We start from the raw sequence: 19,845 nt of genomic DNA, 5'->3' as shown, positions 1-19,845 counted from the left end.
ATATCCGCGTTCCAGTATCGTCCAGCGCACCCAGTCCGCCACGACCTCGTCCAGTGGCGACACAACCGGACGCTTCATGTGTCAGTCCCCATCTGTTGCCGGCGTACCGGCAGCACTCCCGTATCGGTTCAGCGACCGTGTCTCCGCTCGTCAGAAGTGAGCCCCGCGTCACCGAGTTCGGCCGGCGACGCAGCGGTCGCGAAACCTGGTGAGGTGGGAGCACCCGGCCATCATGACGACACCCCTCGCGGTCAGAGCGAGAACGCGTACACCAGCAGGAACCCGAAGTAGATGAACACGAGCGCCGCGAGCGCCTGCAGACGGAACAGCCGCAGCTCCTCCTCCTCGTCCTCGCGGGCCGTCTCGAAGGCCGCGTGCTCGGCCGCGGTCAGTTCCCCGGCGTGTTCCTGGCCGCGGTGGAGTGCGAGATACGATTCGCGGTGGAACTGCCGGGCACAGTACGCGCAGTCGAAGGGCGGGCCACCGTCGGCCCCGTCGGACGTATCGTGGTCGGCGTCGGTCGTGGTCGTGGGCTGTGACGTGGACATGGTTCAGACGAAGGGTGGCGCGGCGTACGGTCTGCTGACGATCCACAGCGAGGTCATCGTGTAGAACACCATCACGGCGGTCAGGGCGTACTGGCTGCGGACGGCCTGCATCCGGGAGGGGAACAGGTCGTAGGCGACGGCGTGGGCGACCCAGATGGCGACGAGGTGGCCCAGCAGGACGAAGCCGAGCGCCAGCACCGAGAACCACGACGGCAGGACCACCGCCACGGGGGCGCCGGGCGAGAGCGGCGAGCCGAGCACGCCGAGCAGCGCCGGCGACAGCTCGACGAAGTAGCCCAGGTAGTGCGCGACGTGGTAGCCGGCGGCGATGGCGAGCAGCGAGGGGGCGAACCGCCGCGCCAGGACCAGCGGGTCACGGTAGGACTCGGCGTCGCGTCGACCGCGCCGGACGGCCCACCGGAAGAGCACAAGGAAGGTCCCGAACCCGGCGAGGAGGGCCGCCGGGTAGAGCAGGACGGCCGGGACGCCCGCCCCCACGACCGCCTGCGCGAAGTCGCGCCAGGGCGGCGTCGCCACGAGGCCGTCGTAGGTCGTCACCCACAGCAGCGCGACGACGAAGGCGACGTCGCTCCGGTCGCGGAGGAGATCGGCCTCCAGCCCCGTCCCGGGCACGCGGGCGCGGAGCCGACCGTCATCGTCACGGTACAGCGGTGCCACCGCGCCGTAGGCGGTGAAGACGCGGGCGACCGGGTCGACGCGGTCGAACCAGACCTCGCCCAGTGCGTACGCGCCTGCGAGCGTGACGAGGGTGTACACGGCCACCACGCCGGCGAGCAGCCGCGGGTCGTCGGCGAGCGGGCTGACGACCTCCAGCCAGACGAAGCCCAGCAGCCCGACGACAGCCGGCCAGCTGGCCAGGCGCTCGGGATAGTCGAGGGCCGGTGCCGGGAGCCGCTCGCGGAGGTCGAGCGCGACCCGCCACGGGTTCAGCGCGGGCCAGCTGTTGCCGGCGAGGTAGGTCGTCATCGTGTAGCCGGCCCACCAGCCGACCCACACGACGAGCACTCCGAGGTTCCGGAGCGGGTCGACGGGGCCGAACACACCGACGAGGAGGACCGCGACGAGCCCCGCCAGCCCCAGCAGGCGGGCGGCGATGCCGAGGGCCGTCCGGAGGCCTCCCGGGAGCGCGAGGTCGCGTCGGGCGTCGTGGACTGCCCGTATCAGCTCGCGGTCCGTGACGAAGCTCGTGAGCAGGAAGCTCACCCCGACCACGCCGCCGCCGGTCGAGAGGAACAGCCACAGCGGGATGGCCAGCGAGCGGGCCGGCGCCGACCGGAGGCTGCCGCCGTGGGCCGCGGCGCGGCCGGCCAGCGCGAGCGCGAGGCTCACCGCGAGCAACGCCCCGCCGGCCGTTCGGAGTCGGACGTGTCGCATCTGACTGGTGTTGGGCCGTGCGTCACGTGTGCCTTCCGACACGCGCCCGGGGGCCCAGTCCGACATCCGCCGGGGACCGCAGGCGGGCGGATGGATGCGTTTTTGTGAGTCCAACTGTCACGTACCGGTATGGCAATCGAAGAAGCGGACGACCACGGCCACGACGGGGGCCACGGTCATCACCTCCCGGCGGTGGAGGACTGGCCCAAGGGGTTCGGGGAGGCCTCCTGGTGGCCGTTCGTCACCGCGCTCGGCGCGGCGGGCTTCTACATCGGCGCATCGCTGTACGTCATCGCCACCCGGACCGACCTCGTGGGCATCGCCGTCGGACCCGCGTTCTTCGTCGCGAGCGCGTTCCTGTTCCTCGCCGGCCTCTACGGCTGGGTCTACCACGCCTTCGTCAAGGCCTACTGGGAGGGCGAGGGACACAGTCGCGGCTTGCGGTTCGCGATGGTGCTGTTCCTCGGGAGCGAGGTCGCGACCTTCGGGGCCGGCTTCGTCTACTACTTCTTCATCCGCACGTCGGCCTGGGAGAACCTCCCCCACCTGGTCGAGAGCGGGAACATCCTGGGGAGCCTGGTCATCATCAACACCATCATCCTGGTCATCTCCTCGGTGACGCTCCACTACGCTCACGTCGCGCTCCACAAGGGCAAGCGACAGCAGTTCATCCGTCTGCTCGGCGTGACGCTCCTGCTCGGGGTCATCTTCATCGGCGGGCAGATCTACGAGTACTACGAGTTCATCGTCCACGAGAACTTCACCATCTTCGGCGGGGCGTACGCGTCCGCGTTCTACGGGCTGACCGGCCTGCACGGCCTCCACGTCTCGCTGGGAGCGGTCCTGCTCGGTATCGTCTTCGTCCGTGCGCTGTACGGCCAGTACGACGCGGAGCGGGACACCTCCGTCTCGACGGTCTCGATGTACTGGCACTTCGTCGACGCCGTCTGGATCTTCCTCGTCGTCGTGCTGTACGCGGGCGCCATCGTCCTCGGGTGAGGACGCTCCGGCCGGACGCGTCTCGATTCCTCGACCGCTACCGACGCCCATTTGAGCGCCGCGTCCCTCCATCGGGTATGGACCAGAGTTCGTCGGACGACGTGGAGTCCCGGTCCACGGCCGACGCACCGGAGCCGCGTCCCACGCCGGAACGGGCTCCAACGGCCGAGGACGGGCCGACACGGGTGAGCGCGTGGCCGCTCGTCGTCGCGCTCGGGCTGACCGTCTCCGAGGTCGGCGTCTTCATGGGGGTCTACCCGCTCGCGGTGGGCGGGCTGGTGCTGTTCGTCGCGAGCGTCGCCGGCATCACCCACGAGGCCGGCTACACGCAGCGACCGTGGCGGCTGGCCGGCGCGCTCGGCATCGCCCTCGTCGCCGCCGGGGTCTGGATGGTGAGCACGCAGGTCCCGCTCGCCGTGGACCCCGTCCTCGCTGCGGTCGACCGCGCGGACGGCATCGTCCTGCGCGGGTTCTCCGTCGTCGGGGCGGGACTGGTGGCCGCGGTGGGGGCGGCCGTCGTCTCGATGCTGGGTGACGACGACCCCGACACGTTCCCCGCCTGAGCGAGCGACGCCACTCGCGGAATCCACCCCGCGGCGAAAGGAAAGGTTGTAGTTCGTCCCCGGGAAGTTTCGACCATGGCAAGCGAATCGGAGGCGAAGACGTTCGACCGCGAGACCCTGCTCGACCTCGTGGTCAACGCCATCCCGCTCGGCATCATCCTCTTCTTCATCCTCGCGTTCGCACTCATCAACCCGTTCGGCTCGGACCCGGTCGGGACGGCACTCCAGTTCAGCATCATGATCGTCACGTTCGTCGCGCTGGCGGTCCTGACCTACGTCTCGGGGAAGGCGATCTCCGAGGCCGAGAACGAGCTGGAGGAGCAGGGCCTCGAACTCAGCGAGGAGGCCGGCGCGACCGAGGAGACGAGCCCCGAGTCGGGGACCGACGAGGGGGACGCCGAGGCCGAATCGGCCGCGTAACCGACGCATCGACCACGTAACCGACCCGCTTTTCCGGCAGCGCTTGCCGGTCAGTGCCGGTCCGAACGACCCCCCGAGTCCCGCCTGGAGAATCGCGAGACGGCGCCGCTGGCTGACCGGGAACGCAACCTTTCTAACCGCGCAGTCCCGACCGAAGCACATGGCAGGAGAACAGCTCGCGCTGACCGTTCTCATGGGGGTGTTGCTGGTCGCGGTGGCCGGCTTCCTCGCCCGCATGGAGGACTGGCGCTCGTACACCCCACTCGGGGGCACGAGCACGCTCGGCGATTCGGGCTACGGCGGCGGACACGCGGAGAAACCCGCAGGCATCGTTCGGTGGTTCACCACCGTCGACCACAAGGACATCGGCATCCTCTACGGCATCTACGCGCTCATCGCGTTCTTCTGGGGCGGGGCGGCCGTCCTGCTGATGCGCGCCGAACTGGCGGCGCCGGGCTTCGACATCATGCAGGCCCAGTTCTACAACAGCCTGCTGACGAGCCACGGCATCACGATGCTGTTCCTCTTCGGGACGCCCATCATCGCGGCGTTCTCGAACTACTTCATCCCGCTCCTCATCGGGGCGGACGACATGGCGTTCCCGCGCATCAACGCTATCGCGTTCTGGCTGCTCCCGCCGGGCGCGATCCTCATCTGGGCCGGGTTCTTCACGGCGCCGCTCGGGCTCGACATCACCCCCGCGCAGACCTCGTGGACGATGTACACGCCGCTGTCGGCCGAGCAGCCCAACGCCGGCGTGGACCTGATGCTGCTGGGCCTCCACCTGACGGGGGTCTCGGCCACGATGGGTGCGATCAACTTCATCGCGACCATCTTCACCGAGCGCGCCGACGACGTGAACTGGGCCAACCTGGACATCTTCAGCTGGACCATCCTCACGCAGTCCGCGCTCATCCTGTTCGCGTTCCCGCTCCTCGGGAGCGCGCTCATCATGCTGCTGCTGGACCGGAACTTCGCGACCGCCTTCTTCGCCGTCGAGGGTGGCTCGCCAATCCTCTGGCAGCACCTGTTCTGGTTCTTCGGCCACCCCGAGGTGTACATCCTCGTCCTGCCCCCGATGGGGCTGGTCTCGTGGATCCTGCCGAAGTTCTCGGGCCGGAAGCTGTTCGGCTTCAAGTTCGTCGTCTACTCGACGCTCGCCATCGGGGTCCTGAGCTTCGGCGTCTGGGCCCACCACATGTTCAGCACGGGCATCGACCCGCGCATCCGGGCGTCGTTCATGGCGGTCTCGTTGGCCATCGCGATACCATCCGCGGTCAAGACCTTCAACTGGATCACCACGATGTGGAACGGCAAACTGCGCCTCACGGCGCCGATGCTGTTCTGCATCGGGTTCATCAGTAACTTCATCATCGGCGGCATCACGGGCGTCTTCCTCGCCGCCATCCCGGTGGACCTCGTGCTCCACGACACCTACTACGTCGTCGGGCACTTCCACTACATCGTGATGGGGATGATCGCGTTCGCCGGCATGGGCGCGCTCTACTACTGGTTCCCCATCGTCACGGGCCGGATGTACCAGCGCAAGCTGGCGAAGATCCACTTCTGGCTCTCGATGATCGGCACCAACATCACGTTCTTCGCGTTCCTGGTGCTGGGCTACCTGGGCATGCCGCGCCGGTACGCCACCTACCAGTTCGACGGCGCCATCGCGCCGCTCGCGCAGGTGACGACGCTCCACCAGATCTCGACGGTCGGGGCGTTCCTCATCGGCATCGCCCAGCTCATCTGGGCGTGGAACATGGTCCAGTCCTGGTACGAGGGTCCCGAGGTCGAGGACGCCGACCCGTGGAACCTCAAGGACGACGGCATGTTCGGCCGAGAGTTCCAGTGGTTCGAGGCACAGAAGCTGGCCGCCGACGGCGGCGACGAGGTCGCTGCCGACGGTGGGCAGGTCGAGACGGACGGCGGGTACCGGAAGGCCGTCCGCCGCGTCGACGACGAGTAACCGGACCCCGGTTCCGTTTTCACTGTTCTCCACGCCGTTCCCGTCCACCTGCTCGACCCGTCGACCGCAGGTCTCGACGGCGAGGGAGCCATCGTTAACAGGTTCGGGACCCATACGGGCGACGTGCGAGACCCTCCATCCGAGAACCGCCGACTCTGGAACGAGTGGAGCGACGACTTCCAGGCGCTCTGGAACGCCGACACCGACGAGGAGCTACCGCCGGCCCCGTGTCCATTCACCGATGACCCACCCGGCGGCGAGCAGCCGGAGCTCCTGCCGACCGTCGAGGGCATCGACTTCGTCGAACTGGGCTGTGGCGGCGGGCAGGCGACCGTCGGGACCGCGGCTGCCGGGGCCGACCGCGCTGTCGGGGTCGATTTCTCCGGCGGCCAGCTCCGCCACGCGCGCCCGCTCCGCGACCACTACGGCGTCGACGCCGAGTTCGTCCAGGGGGATGTGACCGACGTCCCGCTCGCCGACGACGCGTTCGACGCCGCCTACTCCGGGTGGGTGCTCCAGATGGTCGAGGATTTGGACGCGTACTTCGCGGAGGCTCGGCGTATCCTCCGTGACGACGGGGTCCTCGTGTTCGGGGTCCCGCACCCGTTCTACGAGCTGTTCGACCCCGAGACGGGGGAGGTAGAGCGAAGCTACCACGCCGACCCCCGCCGGACCATCACCATCGACGAGGGCTACGAGTCGGAGCTGGTCGTCTTCGACCGGACGGTCGGCGATCTCCACGCCGCGGCCGTCCGGGGTGGGTTCGAGGTCCGGCGGGTGCTGGAGCCCGGGAGCGACGACCCCGAGGACTACGACGGGGACTCCCTGTCCAGCACCCAGCGGGAACTGCTGGCGACGGTGCCGCGCCGCCTGCGCTTCTGGGCCGTTCCCCGCTGAGGCTCGCGGAGCCGGCCCGGACGGACTTCCACTCCCGGTGGACGGGACTGTACGGAACGCCGATACGGTTTTGCCGGTATCGCGTGAACCAGTAGCATGTCCGCAGAGGCATCCGACCGAATGGCCGCCAACCGTGCCCTCGTGCGCCGGTTCGTCGAGGAGGTGTGGGAGAAGGGCGATTTGGACGCCATCCCGGACCTGTGCACGGAGGGCTCCGTCCTGCACGCTCCCGACGGCGATATCGTCGGGCACGAGGCGCTCGAGGCCTACAGCCGAGCGTATCTGGGGGCGTTCCCCGACCTCGAGTACAGTATCGAGGACATCCTCGCGGAGGGCGACCGGGTCGCCATCAGGTCCCGGATTCGGGGGACTCACCGGGGCGAGTTCAGGGGCTTCCCACCCACGGGCCGGCCGTTCGACGCCGAAGGCATCGCCATCGCCCGCATCGAGAACGGGAGAATCGCCGAGCGGTGGACCAGCGTCGACGCCCTCGGCATCGTGCGCCAGCTCGGGCTGCTGCCGGAGTCGGTCACGGGCGAGGAGTGATTCACGCAGTCGATAAAACTATTATTGGAAGTATTACAGAAATTATCTGCAGTTTACAACTTCTATCTGCAAGATTCCCCATTTGTTCTCTCCCTTCACGCGCCGGAGGAGGTCAGCACCAGCACGATCCCGGTGACGAACATCAGCAGCGCCGTCCCGCCGAGGATGGTCAGCAGGAGGTCTTTCTCTTCCATACGTGGAGTTGGCACAGCGAGGACAAAAGCCCTATCCTCGGCAGGCACCGACGATACTGTATGAGCGACGGGCCCGAGGCAGGTGCCGGTGCAGGTGCTGGAGCGGGCAACCGCGAGGGGGCCGTCCCCGGTGACGAGGTGTGGGACGACGTGGCCGAGGAGGAGTCGGTGGCGACGCTGGGGGGAAAGCGGCTCATCCTCCTCCTGTACGCCGTGGTCGTCTCCATCGCCGGCCTGACTGGCTTCCTCATCGGCGCGCTCGGCATCCGCGGGCTTCGGCCCGTCACGTTCCTGGGGCTGGTGACGTTCCAGCCGACGGCGACGGGACTCGCCGCCTACGGGGTGCTGACGATGGGGCTCGGGCTGGGCGTGATGCTGGCGCTCGTCGTCTACGTCTCCAGCGAGTACGTCGACGACGAGGCCTGACCGGGCGAGTGTGACCCAGTAGCCCCGACCGCTCCCCCCGGGCATCGGTTGTCGGAAGGGACTTACTCCACCACCCGCTCCAGGTCGGTATGTATCACGTCGTCGTGGCCGTGGCCCCGGAGGACGCCCACGTCGCCGAGAAGGTCGCCGCCGTGACCGGGCTCCCCGGGGCGGCGGACGCGGTCCGGGTGACGCTCGTCCACGTCGCCGAGCCCGGAACCGACGTGGCTGCGGTCCCGGCGGTGGCCGACGCGCTGTCCCTGTTCGCCGAAGCGGGGGTCGCCGCCGAGGCCGTCCGTGCCGACGGTCGACCCACCGAGGCGGTCCTGCGGATCGCTGGCGAGCGGGCGGCCGACTGCATCTGTGTCGCCGGGCGGGAGGAGTCACCGGCCGGGAAACGGCAGCTCCACCCCGGAGCACAGCAGATCCTCCTCAGGGCCGACTGCCCGGTGCTGGTGACGGGCGACGCCCCCGAGGGCGACGCCGACCACGTCTGAGCGCCGGCGGGCGGGTCAGCCCTGCCCGACCATCCGCTCCTCGTCCTCCCACTCGCGCTCGCGGAGCTCGTACTTCTGGACCTTCCCCGTCGCGGTCGTGGGGAGCTCGGAGACGAACTCCACCTTCCGGACACGCTTGTAGGAGGCGAGCTGCTCCTTCGTGAACTCCTTCAGCTCCTCCGGGGTCACGCCCGGGTTGTCGGGGTCGCCGCTCATCGGGACCACGAACGCCTTCACCGTCTCGCCGTACTTGTCCGAGGGCGCCGGGATGACCGCCGCCTCGGAGACCTCCGGGTGGTCGTAGAGGGCGTCCTCGACCTCGATGGAGGAGATGTTCTCCCCGCCCGAGATGATGAGGTCCTTCTTGCGGTCCTGGATGGAGATCATCCCGTGCTCGTCCATCGTCGCGAGGTCGCCGGTGTGGAAGTACCCCTCGATGCGGGCGTTGAACGCCTCCTCGGTCGCCTCGGGCTTGTTCCAGTACTTCTCCATCACCTGGTTCCCCTTCACCACGACCTCGCCGATCTCCTTGTCGTTCCGGGCGACGTCGTTCCCGTCGTCGTCGACGACACGGATCTCCGTTCCGAGGTAGGCCAGGCCCTGGCGCTTCTTGACCGAGAAGCGCTCGGCCGAGTCGTCGTCGAACAGGCGTCGCGCGTCGCTGGTGGTGATGAGCGGCCCCGTCTCCGTGAGGCCGTAGGTGTGGATCATGTACCAGCCGAACTCGTCCTCGATGGTCCGGATGGTCGCCTCCGGCGGCGCGCTCCCGGCTGTCGCACACCGGACCTCGTTGTCGCCGACCGTCGTCACGTCGTTCTCGGCGTAGTAGTCCAGCAGCATGTTGAGCACCGTCGGCGCGGCGCACATGTACGAGACGTCCTCGTTGCGGACGGTCTCGAAGATCTCCGCCGCGTCGATGCCGCGGGTACAGACGTGCCGAGCACCCATCCCGGTGATGGCGAAGATGTGTCCCCACCCGTTGGCGTGGAACATCGGCAGCGTCCACAGGTAGACGTCGTCGTCGCTGATCTTCTTGTGGTTGCAGGTGAGGTACGCGTGGATGGTCTCCGTGCGGTGAGTCCGCGAGACCCCCTTCGGGTCGCCGGTCGTCCCGGAGGTGTAGTTGATGGTGCAGATCTCGTCCTCGGTCATCTCGGGACGCTCGTAGTCGTCGCCGCCGAGGCCGGCGATGGCATCGTCGAACGACTCCCAGTCGCCCTCCACCGCGTCCACGTCGTTCGTGATGAACGTCTCGGTGGGGACCTCGTCGCGGATCCGCTCGATCTTGTCCGCGTAGTCGTAGTCGGCGTAGATGGCGTCCACGCCGGCGTCGTTGAGGATGTACTCGTAGTCGTTCGGCGTGAGCCGGTAGTTCAGCGGCGTGTGGATCCCTCCGGCCTGGAAGATCCCGTACGCCGCCTCGAGGTGGTAGTGGGTGTTCGGGTCCAGCACCGCCACCCGGTCCCCGTGCTCGATGCCTCGCTCCTGCAGAGCGGCCGCGAACCCGTCGGCACGAGCGCCCAGCTCGTCGTACGTGTAGCGCGTGCCGTCGGTCGCCAGCACCGCCTCCTGGTCGCCGTAGTGCCGTCGCGCCCGGTCGAGGAACTCGGTCACCAGTAGTGGTTTGCGCATGACAACCGCTGGTTGGGGGTGCCACCGTCAAATAATGGCCCCCTAATGTTCTAGTGCTGGGAACCAGCCACCGCACTAGGCGGAGTGTTTAGACGGCGCTCGTCCGTACGTGGGGTATGGTCGGTCGACCGCCTGCCGTCGTCGTGCTGGCCGTTCTCCTGGCGACCGCGGGCTGTAGCGGCCTGGCGCCCGGGAGCGGGGGCCCACCGACGGAGAGCCTGACGCCCGCACCGGTCCCGGCCGGGAGCGCCGACTACCCCCCCGGCGTCACGGCCGAAGGGGTGGTGAACCCGGAGCGGCTGGCGTTGGCCCACGACCAGGTACTCGAGAACCGGAGCTACCGGCTCCGCTCCAACCGGTCGACCTACTTCATCGACGACAGCGTCCGGTCGCGGATCGACCTCGACCTCCGGCTCGACCGGAACCGGACCTACCTGGCCGCCGTCGAGACAGCCGGGCCGCGGGGCCCGGTCATCCTCGGTCGGCCCCCGGCCCGCGCGCGCTACTGGGCCAACGGGACGCTGTACGCGAGTCGCATCACGCGCGACGGCGAGGTGACCTACTCGCTGACCCGGGCCGACCAGAGCCCGTTCGCGACGTGGCAGTACTGGTCCGGGACGGCCGCCTTCGGTGGGGAGTCGAACTACCGGGCCAGCCGCTACGAGGCCATCTTCCAGGCCATCCCGACGCGGGTCGTCGGCAACCGGACCGTCGACGGCACCACGGTCTACGTGCTCGAGGGGCGCCGGCCGAGCGATTCCGGCTTCACCGCCGGTCCGGCCGACGCGGTCGGGCCCTCCGGCCCCGGTCCCGCCCTCCGCGCGACCGTCACCGAGGACGGGCTCGTCCGGTCGCTCCACCTCCGCTACCGGGCGTACCACGACGGCGACGAGTACGACGTCGACTGGCGCATCAGCTACCGGGCGCTGGGGAACGTGACGGTCGGTGAGCCGCCGTGGCTCGACCGCGCGGTGTCGGCCGACCGCGAACGCCGGCGGTCGGCCATCGTGTAATCGGGTGTCGAAGAAGGCTGTACGGGAGATCCGGACGCAGGAGGGTCGAATACCGGTCCCATCCTGCATCGAACGGGCACCGGCGGTGAGGGCCGATCAGCCGCCCACTTCCGCCGTCCCGTAGACCTCGTCGAACGTCTCGTGGAAGGTCTCGACCTCCGGCTTGCCGTCGAACCGCTCGACCAGTTCGCCGTCGGCGAACACGAGCGTCGTCGGCGCCGCGGTGACCTCAAACTCGCGGCGGAACGCGGGCACCTCCTCGCCGTCGACGCCGGCGAAGGCGACGTTGCCCGGCGCGCCGGCCCGGATGTCGTCCAGTTCCTCCTTCATCTGGTCGCAGGGGGTGCAGACCCGCTTCCAGACGACGACCACGGCGTCCCGGCCGTCGAGGAACTCGCCGTACGTCTCGTCGCTCAGCTCCAGCATCCCGTCCGGGACGGCAGAGGGCGGCGTGAACCGCGCGACCATCGCGGCCAGCAGCGCCAGCGCGTCGCGGTCCGGCGGGGCCTCCAGATACGTCTGGAGCGTGGTGAACGCGACCAGTTCGTTCCGGGTCACGTCCTGCTCGCGGGCCCGGTCCTCCGAGATCTCGAAGATGTCCGCCACGACCCGGACGAACCGGTCCTCGGAGATGTCACCGTAGGTGTCGTGGTGGATGTCCTGTGTCTCGGCGAACTCGGCCGTCAGCCGGAGGTCCCCGTCGTGGTCCTCTTCGATGACACCGTGCTCGAGGAGGTAGTCCAGACGCGCCTCGGGGTCGGTGTGGAGTTCGGACACTGTCAGACCCCCAGGTACCGCTGTCGGGCCTCGTCGTCGTCCCGGAGTTCCTCGGCGGTGCCCTCGAAGACGATCTGCCCCTGGTCGACGATGTAGCAGAAGTCGGCGATCTTGATGGCCGCCGCGGCGTTCTGCTCGACCAGCAGGATGGTGGTCTCCTCCTCCTCGTTGATGCGCCGGATGGCGTCCTCCACGTCGGCGATGATCTGCGGCGCCAGGCCCTCGTACGGCTCGTCCAGCATCAGCAGGCCGGGGTTCTGCCTGAGTGCGCGGGCGATGGCGAGCATCTGCTGCTCGCCGCCGCTCAGCGTCCCGGCCTTCTGGTTGCGCCGCTCGTCCAGCCGGGGGAACGCCTCGTACAGCTCCGAGACCGGTCGCGTCTCCCGGACCTGCTGCAGTCCCCGGCCGATGGTGTTCGAGCGGTTCCGCGAGACGTCCGCCATGTGGAGGTTCTCCTCGACCGTCAGTTCGGAGAAGACACGCCGCTCCTCGGGCACCATCCCGATGCCCTCCATCGAGATGTCCTCCGTGTCGCGGTCGAGGAGCGAGTCACCGCGGTAGCGGATGTCGCCCGACCGGACGTCCGGCGGGGTCGCACCCGCGACACAGCGCAGGGTGGTCGTCTTCCCCGCGCCGTTGCGGCCCAGCAGCGCACAGATCTGCTCCTCCTCGACCGTCAGCGAGAGTTCGCGGAGGATGTGGCTCTGGTCGTAGTAGGCGTCGATGGCGTCGACCTCGAGCAGGCTCACGCGAACCACCCCCTGTGGTGAGTGTTCGCTGACCAGTCGCAGCAAGCGGGGGACCCAGATTCCCCGAATAGTCGGCGTGGAGCGCCGACGGTCGCGCAGGGGCGAAGCCCCGAGCACGAACGTCTGGGCGTGCTCATAGCTCGACACCCCCGAGGTAGGCCTCCTGGACCTGTTCGTCGCCCTGCACCTCGTCCGGCGTCCCCTCGGCGATGACGCTGCCGCGGTTCAGCACGGTGATCTTGTCGGCCACGCGGAAGATGATCTCCATGTCGTGTTCGACCAGGACGATGGTCAGTCCGAGCTCGTCCTGCAGGTCCTCGACCAGGTCGACCGTCGCCTGCGTCTCCTCCGGCGACATCCCCGCCGTCGGCTCGTCCATCAGGAGGAGGTCCGGTTCGGCCGCGAGGGCGATGGCGATCTCGAGGCGGCGCTTGTCCCCGTACGGGAGGCTCCCGACCTCGAGGTCGCGGCTGCCCGCCAGCTCGACCGCCGCCAGCATCTCGTCGACGACGGCGTTCACATCGGGGAAGTCCTGGCGGTCCCGGAGGAAGTTGAACTGGAAGGAGCCGTGTTCGGCGGCGAACGCCGCGATCTTCACGTTCTCCTCGACGGTCATGCTGGGGAAGATGGAGGCCGTCTGGAACGACTTTGCCACACCGCGCTGGACCGTCTGGTAGGGTTCCAGGTCCGTGATGTCCTCGCCGTCGAACGTGACGGTGCCCTCGGTCGGCTCCAGCAGCCCGGTGATGAGGTTGATGCAGGTCGACTTGCCGGCCCCGTTCGGGCCGATGATGGCGCGGGTCTCCCCGCGCTCGATACTGAGGTTCACGTGGTCGACCGCGACGAGGCCGCCGAACCGCTTTGTCAGGCCGTCGGTCTGGAGCAGCGCCATCAGTCGTCACCTCCGGTCCGCGCGGGACCGTCGTCCGGGTCGTTCGATGGTTCGCCGTCGGTCGGGGGCCCGCCGTCAGTGCCAGCCTCGACATCGACGGCCGGGTCGGCCGCCGACCCGCCGCCGCCCGAGCCGGCGACCCGTTCCTCGATGGCCGCCACGGCGCTCGCGATGGCGCCACGGATGCCGTCGGGGAACTTCGCGACGACGAGGACGAACACGCCGCCGAGGACGAGCCGCCAGACGGGGCCGAAGTTGAGCGTGAACTCGCCGAGAACACCGCGCAGTGGCCCGGTGAACAGCACGAACGACAGCGAACTGACGACGTTGCTGATGTACTCGAAGACGAGCGCGCCGAGGAACGGACCGGCGATGGAGCCCGTGCCCCCGAGGACCGCCATGATGACGAAGTCACCGCTGGTGATCCAGTAGAGCGACCCCGGGTAGACCCCGGCGACGCGCTCGTGGACGGCGAACAGGGCGCCACCCGCCCCGGCGAACATCGCGGAGATGACGAACGCCATCAGCTTGTAGCGGAACACGTCCAGCCCGACGAAGTCGACGCGCTGCTCGTTCTCACCGATGGCCGACAGGATGAGGCCGTACGGCGAGTTGATGATGCGGTAGGCCAGCCAGATGGCGATGAGGGTGAACGTCGCCAGGAACAGGTACTCGATGCTCCAGCGGGCGAAGGGGATGTCCAGCAGGAGCGCACCGGTCATGTCGAAGTAGATGTCCTGGATGGTGTCCCCCAGCGCGAACCCGAACAGCGGGTTGGACTGGATGTCGGTGAACCCGTTTGCACCGCCCGTCAGCCACGAGCCCGGGCCGAGGGCGTAGAAGTAGAGCATCTGGCCGAACGTCAGCGTCAGCACCGCGAAGTAGACGCCACTGCGTCGGATCGAGAGGAAGCCGATGATGACGGCCAGGGGCGCGGTCACGGCGATGCCGGCGAAGACGATGACGAGCGGGTTGGCGGTCAGCTGCGCGCTGACGATCCCCGCGGTGTAGGCGGAGACACCCCAGAACGCGGCGTGACCGAAGGACAGCAGTTCGGTGTAGCCCAGCAGGATGTCGAAGCCGATGACGGCGATGGCGAACGCGAGGATGAGCGCCGAGAGCCCCTCGTAGCCGGCGACCTTCGGCGAGCCGAACAGGACGGTGCTGAGCAGTCCCAGCCCGTCGATCAGCAGGATGGGGAGCGCGAGCAGGGCGATGGCGGAGCCGACGACGACGACCGACTCGCGCTTGCTCAGCGCGACCAGTCGCTCGATGGCCGAGCCGCTGCTGCCGCCGGCCGCCGGCGCGGTGACGGTGCCGCCGTCGGTCCGCGTCGGGCCCCGGCCCGGGCCGTCGGTACCGCCCTCGTGGGTCGTATCGGTCCCGGTGTCCGCGCCGGGAGCCGCGGAACGGTCGTCGCTCACGACGACACCTCCGCGCTCCCGAACAGGCCCTCAGGCCGGGTCAGGATGACCACGGCCACGGAGCCGAACAGGACGATGTTCGACCACTGCGGTGCGAGCTGCTGGAACCCGGCGAAGACGAACCCGAGCACCATCCCGCCGGCGATGGCGCCGACGACGCTGCCGGCGCCACCGACGACGATGGTGAGGAAGGCGGGGACGAGCGCGCGCTCGGTGCCGATGGGCGGGCTGACCGTCTGGAAGGAGGCACCGATGAGGCCGGCGAACGCCGCCAGCGCGGCCCCCAGCGCGAAGACGAGACTGTACGAGCGCGTGATGGGGATGCCGAGCAGCCGGACCATCTCGGAGTCCTCCGTGCCCGCGCGCACGACCAGCCCGAAGTCGGTCCGCTCGATGGCGAGGTAGGTCGCGGCGATGATGCCGATGCTGATGACGATGATGATGACGCGCCACAGCGAGACCGTGCCGGCGATGGTGCCGCTCACGGGCTGGTAGGCCTGGAACGTCGTCGGGCCGAACAGGGCCCGGATGACCTCCTGGACGACCAGCGCCAGCCCGAACGTGACGAGCAGCTGTCCGGTCTCGGGGCGGTCGTAGAACGGCCGGGCGACGAACCGCTCCATCAGGACCCCGATGCCGAAGACGACCAGCGGGACCATCACCATCGCGAGGAGGAAGTTGAGGTTGACCATCACCCCCAGAACGTCCACCTCGGTTGCCTTCAGCCCGACCGTCGTGAATCCGAGGTTGTAGAGGGTGCCGTCGGCCAGCGACCGCTGGACGGAGAACAGCATCCCGACGTAGGCGCCGATGAGGTAGAGCGCCCCGTGGGCGAGGTTGAGGAACTTCATCGTCCCGAGGACGATGGTCAATCCGATGCCCAGCAGGGCGAAGATGGCCCCCTGCTGGAGGCCGTTTATGATGATGCTGATGAGCGTCGATTGGAGTGGTAGCATGGTGTGACCGGTGTATGTTGAGACTGGTGGGTTCGTGGTAGTGCGTGCCCCCGGCAGCGGGCGTGGTCCGAGAGGGACCGATAGCGGCGCAGGGGGTGGTTACTCGTCGCCGTACTCGCCCAGGTCACACTGGGCGGCGGGGCCGTCGTCGCAGGCGTACTGGACGTCCTCGCGCGGGGTCTGCTCGACCAGCTCGAAGAACTCGTCCTCGCCCTGGATGTTCCCGCGGACGACCTGGACCGGGCGCATCGCCTGGTGGTCGCATTTCCGGAGCCGCTCCTCGACGCCGAGGCCGGCATCGGCGTACGTGTAGTCCTCGAGCTGTCGGATGACCTCCGGCGGGTAGAACGTCCCCGCGCGCTCGCAGGCCGCCGCGTACTGCATCAGCGCGTTGTACGCGAGTCGGGCCGCGTACGACGGGTTGCGGTCGTGCTCGGCCGTGTAGTCCTCGACGAAGCTGTTGGTCGCCTGGTTGTCGTACTGCCAGTTCCAGTCGACGGTCCCGAAGACGCCGTTGATGGAGTCACCCGCCGCGCGCGCCATCAGGCGGTTGTACAGCGGGACGACGATCTCCATGTCCTGGTCGAGGCCCTGGTCGACGGCCTGGGGCAGCGAGTTCGCCGCGTCCAGCCCGTAGTGGGCCAGGATGAGCACGTCCGTCTCGTCGCGGGGCACGTCTGACAGGAACGACGAGTAGTCGGAGGTGTCCAGCGGGGTCGGGACGGAGTCGATCTGCGACCAGCCCGAGTCCGTGAGGAACTGGTTCATCGACTCCTGGACCGTCTGGCCCCAGGTGTAGTCCGCGTACAGCTGGTAGAAGTTCAGGTTGCTCCCGTACTCGCTGTTGAGGATGGGTGCCAGCGCCGCACCCGTCATGTACGCGTTGAACAGCTCACGCGTACTGTAGCGGACACACGAGGAGCCGGTCGTGTCGTTGGAGTGGGTCAGACAGCACTGGAACTGCACCTTCTCCTCCTGACACAGCTCCTGGACCGCGATGGCGACCGCCGAGGACGAGCCCCCGGTGATCATGATTGCGCTGTCCTGGCTGATCATCCGGCGGGCCTGCTGGGTGGCCTGCTCCGGGCTGGTCCCGGTGTCACCCTCCACGGAGGCGACGGTCTTGCCGAGGATGCCGTCCCCGGAGAGGTCGTCCCAGAACTCGACCCAGCCGCCACCGTTGTTGAGGTGGTCCATCGCGAGGTTGTACCCGCGGAGCTCGTCCTGCCCCTCGGCGGAGTACGGCCCCGACTGGGGCACGTTGAACCCGATGACCACCTCGTCCCCCTCGACGGGGAAGTTACCGATCGGCGGGTACTGGTTACCACCGCCGCCGCCGCCACCGTCACCGCCGTCACCGCCGTCACCGCCACCGCCGCCGTCTCCACCGTCTCCGCCCTGCGTGCAGCCGGCGAGCCCGGCGATGCCTGCGGCGCCCGCGGCGCCTTTCAGTACGTCCCTTCGTGTCGGTGATTCGCTTCGGGTCACGACATCCGATAGGTGTCTTTCCGTGGGTTAACCCTGGTACCTAGGTATTGTAACCCATGTTATCGTTCCACTATATCTCCGGAGAACACGCCGGTATCAACCCCCACCCGTCCACGAACCGTTCCTGCGGGGGACGACGGGGCGCACACGGCGACGGCCGCAGCCGGGGGGCGCTCACGCGCTCGGACGGTGTCGACGGTCCTGTAGCCGAGTCGAATCCGGGATACCGACCCCCCGGCCGACCAGGAACCGGGGCGCAGCCCCGCACACAGGTCCGGGTACGGACGTGGCTCCCGGGATGTCGGTACGGGCCTGGACCACGGCTGCGGGAAGAGCCTGGAACACGGCGGCAGCAGGACGAGACCGGGACGGGGACGGAACCGGGTGCGGGCGGGGGATGGCTCCCCGGTGGGGGACGGAACCGATCAGTCGCCGTGGACCTGGTCCCGGATGGTCTCCGGCACAGAGGGGTCGCGGAGCGTCGTGGTGTCCCCGAGGTCGTCGCCGTTGGAGATGTTCTCGAGGATACGGCGCATGATCTTGCCGGAGCGGGTCTTCGGCAGGTCGCTCACGAACATCACGTTCGCGGGCCGGGCGAACGCGCCGATCTCGTCCTCGACGGCCGCGATGATGCGGTCACGGACCTCGTCGCTGGGCTCGACGCCGTCCCGGACGACGACGTACACGTCGGGGACCTCGCCCTTCTCGGGGTGTTCGCGCGCGGCGACGGCGGCCTCGGCCACGTCCTCGACCTCGGCGACGGCCGATTCGAGCTCCATGGTCCCGAGCCGGTGCCCGGCGACGTTCATCACGTCGTCCAGCCGGCCGAGGACGCGCCAGTAGCCGTCCTGGGCCTGCACCGCGCCGTCACCGGCCTTGTAGTTCCAGTCGGTCCAGTCGTCCGAATCCGTGTCCGAGAAGTCCGCCCAGTAGGTGTCGATGAACCGCTCGTCGTTGCCGTACACCGTCTGGAGCATGCCGGGCCACGGCCGCTCGATGATGAGATTGCCGGCCTGCCCGCTCGCCGGTTCGAGTTTGTTCCCGTCGTCGTCGACGAGGGCCGGCGAGATACCGGGCGCCGCCTTGCCGGCGCTGCCGGGCTTCATGTCCTCCAGCGCGGGCAGGTTCGTGATGAGGTGGCCGCCGGTCTCGGTCTGCCACCACGTGTCCACGATGACGGCGTCCTCGTCGCCGATGTGCTGGTAGTACCAGAGCCACGCCTCGGGCTGGATGGGCTCACCGACGGTCGTCATGTGGCGGAAGTCGAAGTCGTAGCCCTCGACGTACTCCGGGCCCCACTTCATGAACATCCGGACCGCGGTCGGCGAGGTGTGGAAGATGTCCACGTCGTAGCGCTCGGCGATCTCCCACATCCGGGACTTGTGCGGGTGATCCGGAGTACCCTCGTACATCACGCTGGTCGTCCCGAGCGCGAGCGGACCGTAGACGATGTAGCTATGTCCGGTAATCCAGCCGATGTCGGCCGCACACCAGTACGTGTCCTCGGGCTTGATGTCGAGGACGTACTTCGAGGTCGCGGTGACGTACGAGAGGTAGCCGCCGGTGCGGTGCTGGCAGCCCTTCGGCTTGCCCGTCGTCCCCGACGTGTACATCAGGAACAGGGGGTCCTCGGCGTCCCTGGAGACGGGTTCGACCGTCTCGCGGCGGTTCTCGTCCAGCAGGTCCGCCATCATCGTGTAGTCATCCGAGACGTCGACGGAGTCGTGGACGTCGTCGTGGCGGGTCCACACCAGGGTCGAGGGGTCGCGGTCGGCGTCCTCGTGGGCCTCGTCGGCCTTCTCGATGTGGGGCAGGAAGTCGCCACGGCGGTAGTAGCCGTCGATGGTGACGACGAAGTCCGAATCGGCAGAGTCGACGCGCTCGGCCAGCGCCTGCGCGGAGAAGCCGGCGAAGACGACGGAGTGAGGGGCACCGATACGCGCACACGCGAGCATCGTGATGGGCAGCGCCGGGACCATCGGGAGGTGGATGGTGACGACGTCGTCCTCCTCGACGCCCGCGTCACGGAGCGCGGCCGCCGTCTCGTTCACGCGTCGGTAGAGGTCCTGGTAGGAGATGTTGCGCTGCTCGCCGCCCTCACCCTCCCACAGCAGTGCGGTCTGGTTCTTGCGCTCGTCGAGATGGCGGTCGATGCAGTTGTACGAGGCGTTGAGCTCGCCGCCGACGAACCACTCGTAGAACGGCGGGTTCGAGGCATCCAGTACCTCGTCCCAGTGTGTGTCCCAGTCCAGCAGTTCGGCGTAGTGCTCGAACCCTTCGGGGAAATCGCCCACCTCCTCGTGGATGGCGGGGTCGGAGGCGTTGGCCTGGCCGACGAACTCCGTCGGCGGACGGAAGTACTCCTGCTCGTGGAGGCGCGCCTCGATGGTCGCGTCCGGGTCCGGCTCTTCCTGTTCGGACATAACAGGTGGAGCGTCCCCACCCACCATAATAACCCGC

Annotated in this window: 19 protein-coding genes; 9 read left to right on the top strand and 10 right to left on the bottom strand. The window is 68.5% G+C overall.

What is annotated here, in order from left to right; genetic code table 11:
* Positions 1 to 251: 251 nt before the first annotated feature.
* Together P2T62_RS10075 and P2T62_RS10070 are read right to left on the bottom strand one after the other, a co-directional pair.
* A complete protein-coding gene (locus tag P2T62_RS10075; protein WP_276261267.1) occupies positions 252 to 548 on the bottom strand; it encodes a C2H2-type zinc finger protein in 297 nt (98 codons plus the stop codon).
* A gap of 3 nt (positions 549 to 551) precedes the next feature.
* Positions 552 to 1,943, bottom strand: coding sequence for a hypothetical protein (locus P2T62_RS10070; RefSeq protein WP_276261266.1), 1,392 nt, complete (start codon positions 1,941 to 1,943; stop codon positions 552 to 554).
* 129 nt (positions 1,944 to 2,072) lie between these two features.
* Between P2T62_RS10070 and P2T62_RS10065 the strand changes: the two genes are divergently transcribed.
* From P2T62_RS10065 to P2T62_RS10030, 8 genes are all read left to right on the top strand, one after another.
* The gene (locus P2T62_RS10065; RefSeq protein WP_276261265.1) at positions 2,073 to 2,942 is read left to right on the top strand and encodes a cytochrome c oxidase subunit 3; all 870 of its coding nucleotides are present in this window, start codon (positions 2,073 to 2,075) and stop codon (positions 2,940 to 2,942) included.
* A 77-nt stretch (positions 2,943 to 3,019) separates the two neighbouring features.
* Complete coding sequence (locus tag P2T62_RS10060) at positions 3,020 to 3,505, top strand: DUF7541 family protein (RefSeq protein WP_276261264.1); 486 nt, start codon at positions 3,020 to 3,022, stop codon at positions 3,503 to 3,505.
* Positions 3,506 to 3,580: 75 nt separating this feature from the next.
* Positions 3,581 to 3,925: a DUF6684 family protein gene (locus P2T62_RS10055; RefSeq protein ID WP_276261263.1), complete on the top strand. Its 345-nt coding sequence runs from the start codon at positions 3,581 to 3,583 to the stop codon at positions 3,923 to 3,925.
* A 160-nt stretch (positions 3,926 to 4,085) separates the two neighbouring features.
* Entirely contained in the window at positions 4,086 to 5,894 is a 1,809-nt protein-coding gene (ctaD, locus tag P2T62_RS10050) for a cytochrome c oxidase subunit I (protein ID WP_276261262.1), read from the top strand.
* 123 nt (positions 5,895 to 6,017) lie between these two features.
* A complete protein-coding gene (locus tag P2T62_RS10045; protein ID WP_276261261.1) occupies positions 6,018 to 6,791 on the top strand; it encodes a class I SAM-dependent methyltransferase in 774 nt (257 codons plus the stop codon).
* A 96-nt stretch (positions 6,792 to 6,887) separates the two neighbouring features.
* Positions 6,888 to 7,337: an ester cyclase gene (locus tag P2T62_RS10040; protein ID WP_276261260.1), complete on the top strand. Its 450-nt coding sequence runs from the start codon at positions 6,888 to 6,890 to the stop codon at positions 7,335 to 7,337.
* A gap of 254 nt (positions 7,338 to 7,591) precedes the next feature.
* On the top strand, positions 7,592 to 7,957 hold the full coding sequence (locus P2T62_RS10035; RefSeq protein ID WP_276261259.1) for a DUF7520 family protein: 366 nt from the start codon (positions 7,592 to 7,594) through the stop codon (positions 7,955 to 7,957).
* Positions 7,958 to 8,046: 89 nt separating this feature from the next.
* Positions 8,047 to 8,454 carry a universal stress protein gene (locus P2T62_RS10030; protein WP_276261258.1) on the top strand — a complete coding sequence of 136 codons (408 nt, stop codon included), beginning with the start codon at positions 8,047 to 8,049 and terminating at the stop codon, positions 8,452 to 8,454.
* 15 nt (positions 8,455 to 8,469) lie between these two features.
* On the opposite strand, the gene P2T62_RS10025 is transcribed toward P2T62_RS10030, so the two are convergent.
* Complete coding sequence (locus P2T62_RS10025; protein ID WP_276261257.1) at positions 8,470 to 10,086, bottom strand: long-chain-fatty-acid--CoA ligase; 1,617 nt, start codon at positions 10,084 to 10,086, stop codon at positions 8,470 to 8,472.
* 116 nt (positions 10,087 to 10,202) lie between these two features.
* Between P2T62_RS10025 and P2T62_RS10020 the strand changes: the two genes are divergently transcribed.
* Positions 10,203 to 11,099, top strand: coding sequence for a DUF7537 family lipoprotein (locus P2T62_RS10020; RefSeq protein ID WP_276261256.1), 897 nt, complete (start codon positions 10,203 to 10,205; stop codon positions 11,097 to 11,099).
* 96 nt (positions 11,100 to 11,195) lie between these two features.
* Here the strand turns inward: P2T62_RS10020 and P2T62_RS10015 are convergent, their stop codons facing one another.
* The 7 genes from P2T62_RS10015 to acs all read right to left on the bottom strand — a co-directional run bounded on the left by P2T62_RS10015 (position 11,196) and on the right by acs (position 19,808).
* Positions 11,196 to 11,876: a thioredoxin family protein gene (locus P2T62_RS10015; protein ID WP_276261255.1), complete on the bottom strand. Its 681-nt coding sequence runs from the start codon at positions 11,874 to 11,876 to the stop codon at positions 11,196 to 11,198.
* 2 nt (positions 11,877 to 11,878) lie between these two features.
* A complete protein-coding gene (locus tag P2T62_RS10010) occupies positions 11,879 to 12,625 on the bottom strand; it encodes an ABC transporter ATP-binding protein (protein WP_276261254.1) in 747 nt (248 codons plus the stop codon).
* A gap of 133 nt (positions 12,626 to 12,758) precedes the next feature.
* A complete protein-coding gene (locus P2T62_RS10005; RefSeq protein ID WP_276261253.1) occupies positions 12,759 to 13,517 on the bottom strand; it encodes an ABC transporter ATP-binding protein in 759 nt (252 codons plus the stop codon).
* Positions 13,517 to 14,941, bottom strand: a complete 1,425-nt coding sequence (locus P2T62_RS10000; protein ID WP_276261252.1) for a branched-chain amino acid ABC transporter permease — start codon at positions 14,939 to 14,941, stop codon at positions 13,517 to 13,519. Before P2T62_RS10000 ends, P2T62_RS10005 begins: the two co-directional genes overlap by 1 nt.
* On the bottom strand, positions 14,938 to 15,897 hold the full coding sequence (locus P2T62_RS09995; protein ID WP_276261251.1) for a branched-chain amino acid ABC transporter permease: 960 nt from the start codon (positions 15,895 to 15,897) through the stop codon (positions 14,938 to 14,940). Before P2T62_RS09995 ends, P2T62_RS10000 begins: the two co-directional genes overlap by 4 nt.
* Before the next feature lie 99 nt (positions 15,898 to 15,996).
* Positions 15,997 to 17,322, bottom strand: coding sequence for a substrate-binding protein (locus P2T62_RS09990; RefSeq protein WP_420028450.1), 1,326 nt, complete (start codon positions 17,320 to 17,322; stop codon positions 15,997 to 15,999).
* A gap of 488 nt (positions 17,323 to 17,810) precedes the next feature.
* Complete coding sequence (acs, locus tag P2T62_RS09985) at positions 17,811 to 19,808, bottom strand: acetate--CoA ligase (protein ID WP_276261249.1); 1,998 nt, start codon at positions 19,806 to 19,808, stop codon at positions 17,811 to 17,813.
* Positions 19,809 to 19,845 lie beyond the last annotated feature (37 nt).

Origin of the sequence: Haloglomus litoreum (assembly GCF_029338515.1) — an archaeon.
Lineage (GTDB): Archaea > Halobacteriota > Halobacteria > Halobacteriales > Haloarculaceae > Haloglomus > Haloglomus litoreum.
Note: the sequence above shows the minus strand (reverse complement) of the source record. Positions and strands in the feature narration are given on the sequence as shown.